Genomic DNA, 3,626 nt, shown 5'->3' with positions numbered 1-3,626 from the left:
GATCCCGCAGCCGGACGCGCTGGGCCGCAACGGCACCTATGCGGTCTTCCGCAAGCTGCACCAGAACGTCGCCGCGTTCCGCCGGTACCTGCACGAGAACGCCGCAGGCCCGGCCGAGGAGGAGCTGGTCGCGGCCAAGTTCGTCGGGCGCTGGCCCAGGGGCGCGCCGCTAGCCCTCGCCCCGGACAAGGACGACCCCGCGCTGGGCGCCGATGACGAGCGCAACAACGCGTTCCTGTACGGCGACGACCCGCGCGGGCTGAAGTGCCCGGTCGGCGCGCACGCGCGGCGGATGAACGCGCGCGACGCCGTCATCACCGGCCAGGTCCGGCTGCACCGGATGATCCGGCGCGGCACCAACTACGGCCCCACCCTGCCGCCCGGCGTGCTGGAGGACGACGGCACCGACCGCGGTCTGATGTTCGCCTTCGTCGGCGCGCGCCTAGACCGGCAGTTCGAGTTCGTCCAGCGGGAATGGATCAACGACGGCAAATTCATCGGCGCCCCCGCCGAACGCGACCCGCTGATCGGCGTGCAGGACGGCGGGGAGTTCACCATCCCCAAGCAGCCGATCCGCCGCCGCCTTCGAGGGCTGCCCGACTTCGTCGTCAACCGCGGCGGCGAGTACTGCTTCATGCCCGGCCTCCGGGCGCTGCGCTGGCTCGCCGACCTCGACACCTGAGCGGGGTATCCAGTCATGGCAGACCACTTCTCCGGACCGCAGGCCCTCGCCGACCCCGCATCCGACATCACCGACGTGTACGCCTTCGCCAGCCCAGAGCGGCCCGGCCACATGGTGCTCGTCCTGGACGTGTTCCCGGCCGCGCCGGCGACGGCCCTGTTCTCCGACGCGATCACCCACCGCTTCCGGCTCCGGCCGGTCACCGCCACGAACGCCGGCGGGGCACCCGCGTTCGTCGCCGGCGCCGAGGAGTGGAGGTTCGACGTCCGCTTCGACGCACCCACGCCCCGAGACGGAGGCGCGACAGTGCAGGGCACCTGCACCACACCGGGCGGAGCGGCGATCCCGCTCCAGGTCGGCGACGAGCGACCGACCGAGGCACCCGGGCTGCGCATCTTCGCCGGGCCCCGGCTCGATCCGTTCTTCATCGACCTGAACGCCGTACTGGCCACCGAGGAGCAGGAGCAGCTGGCGTTCCGGCCCGTGTCCACCAACTCCCTCGCAGGCGCCAACGTCCTGAGCATCGTCGTCGAGTTCGACGTCGCCACGGTGCTCGGCCCCGACTCCGGCCCGCTCCTGGCCGTCGTCGGAGAGACGCTCACGTCCGGTCACGAGATCCGGGTGGAACGCATGGGCCGAGCAGAGATCAAGAACGTGATCATGCGGCCGAAGAAGTTCGACCCCGTCAACCGCGACCTCGAGATCCGCGACCTCTACAACGCCGAGGATGCCTTCGCCCTGCGCCCGGACTACGTCGGGGCCTACCGTGCGCGGCTCAATGCCAATCTGGCCTTCTTCGACCGGCTCGACGGCAGCATCGACTGGCCATCGGACGAGGAGGGCAACCACCCGCTGACCGAGTTGCTGCTGGCCGACTTCCTCGTCGTCGACACGTCCAGACCGTTCGCCGAGGGCGGCGACAGTGATCTCGAGATCGAGCGCGCTGTGCTCGCCGGCCGGCCCCACACGACCTGCGGCGGCCGGTCGCCCTGGCGCGACATCATCGACACGCTCTATACGCTGCTGGTCGGCGGACTCCACGGAGCGCCGATTGGCGAGGGCGTCCGCCAGGCCCGGCCGCCCAGCCACACCTTCCCCTACCTGTGCAGCCCCAACCCGGAGCCGCCGGGCCTGGCGACCCTGTTCCCCGCGCTGGCGGCGCCACCGGGTCAGGCCCCACCGGCCTGACCCGGACGACGGACCGGATGCGACCCGCGATGTGCGGCTTCACGAAGTGCTCTGCACAACGAGCGAGTCCACGGCGTCCCACCCGCCCAGGGGTCTGTGCCCAGCCGCGCCGAGCGGCTGCCGGGATCGATGAGGTCGTGGCCCCCGAGGGTGACCCGGGGCGAGGTCCGGGCGACCGATCCTCCCCGCTGGGCGGGGCCGGGACCTCAGGTCCTGGCGACCTCCCGATCGATCCATGCCCGGGCCCTCGGTGGCCCGACACCCCCGTGATCAACACGGTGGGATCGTTCAATCACATTCAATCACAAAGGAGAGAAACAATGACGACGTCGATCAACGACTACCGGGCCGGGCTGAGGGCCGGAGCGAGGTCGGAATTCCTCGCCATAGCGGACGTCATCCCGGGACACGAAGAGACGCTGCGCCAGACCCTGGCGCAGGCCATGAACGACCCGCACATCCAGCAGGCCATCGAGCAGATCGGCACGCTGCACGAGGCGCGGTTCGTGCTCCTGGACGGCGGCAAGCGGCTCATGTTCGCCAGCAGCTTCGACGGCCCGTGGGACACCTACATCGACGACTTCGCCCGCACGGACATCGGCCGGGCCTTCGACGACACCTGGCAGCACGCGCAGGGCTACCCGGGCGTCACGTCCCCCGACATCAAGGAGTGGTTCAAGGAGCACACGGTGGTGGCAGGCAACTACCTCGCCGCCTATCCCAAGCCGACGGTGAAGGAGATCTGGAAGGCGCTGGCCGTGAACGAGGCGTTCCAGCGGGTGCTGGACGACCCTGCCGCCGCGGAGGCGCTGCAGCACCCAGCACTCAAGCCGCTGCTGGATAAGGCCGCTGACTGAACCGGCCGGGGCCCCGGGGGCGTCGGCGCCGCCCCCCGCGGCCGCGAGTGCCGCCGAGCCCGACCGCACACCCCCACACCACGCCCTCGACACCCTATGCGGAGGTCCTGTCATGGCTGACCACTTCTCCGGCCCGCGTGCGCTGGCCGACCCCGCGTCCGACATCACCGACGTGTTCGCCTTCCCGAGCCCGGAGCGGCCCGGCCATCTGGTGCTGGTCCTGGACGTGTTCCCGATCGCCGCGCCAACCGCACTGTTCTCCGACGCGCTCATCTACCGCTTCCGGCTCCGGCCGGTGACGGCCACGAGGGCCGACGGCACACCGGCGTTCGTGGCCGGCGCCGAGGAGTGGACGTTCGACTTCCGGTTCGTCCAGCCGACTCCCGGCGGTGGGGACCAGACCGGCACGTGCACCGCCCTCGGCGTAGCGATCTCGTTCCGGGTCGGCGACGAGCAGCCGAGCGAGGCTCCCGGGCTGCGGATCTTCGCCGGGCAGCGGCTGGATCCCTTCTTCATCGACCTGGCCGCCGAGTCGGCCAACCACGTGCTGGAACGGCTGACGTTCAAGGAGCGGGGCGTCAACACCGGGGAAGGCGCGAACTGCCTGAGCATCGTCGTCGAGTTCGACGTCGCCGCGGTGCTCGGCCCTGACACCGGCCCGCTGCTGGCCGTCGTCGGCGAGACCCTGACCGCCCGTCACCCGGTCCGGCTCGAGCACATGGGCCGACCGGAGATCAAGAACTTCATCCTGCAGGACAAGAAGTTCGATCCCGTCAACCGCGACATGGAGCTGCGGGACCTCTACAACGCCGAGGACGCCTTCGCCCTGCGCCCGGACTACGCCGGGGCGTACCGCGCCCGCCTGAACGCCAATCTCCCCTTTTTCGACCGGCTCGACG

Annotated in this window: 3 protein-coding genes and 1 pseudogene; all 4 read left to right on the top strand. The window is 70.6% G+C overall.

Translation table 11 applies throughout. The features are described 5' to 3' along the window. Positions 1–682, top strand: a pseudogene (locus tag JWP64_RS06975) (peroxidase); the annotation flags it as partial. Positions 683–697: 15 nt separating this feature from the next. Next, a complete protein-coding gene (locus tag JWP64_RS06970) occupies positions 698–1,870 on the top strand; it encodes a DUF4331 family protein (protein ID WP_297493700.1) in 1,173 nt (390 codons plus the stop codon). A 320-nt stretch (positions 1,871–2,190) separates the two neighbouring features. Beyond that, a complete protein-coding gene (locus JWP64_RS06965) occupies positions 2,191–2,727 on the top strand; it encodes a hypothetical protein (protein WP_297493698.1) in 537 nt (178 codons plus the stop codon). Between the two features lie 112 nt (positions 2,728–2,839). Next, positions 2,840–3,626: DUF4331 family protein (locus tag JWP64_RS06960; RefSeq protein ID WP_297493696.1), on the top strand; the 787-nt coding region annotated here is incomplete at its 3' end.

Origin of the sequence: Pseudonocardia sp., assembly GCF_025465255.1 — a bacterium.
GTDB lineage: Bacteria > Actinomycetota > Actinomycetes > Mycobacteriales > Pseudonocardiaceae > Pseudonocardia.
This window is presented reverse-complemented; position numbering and strand designations above follow the sequence as displayed.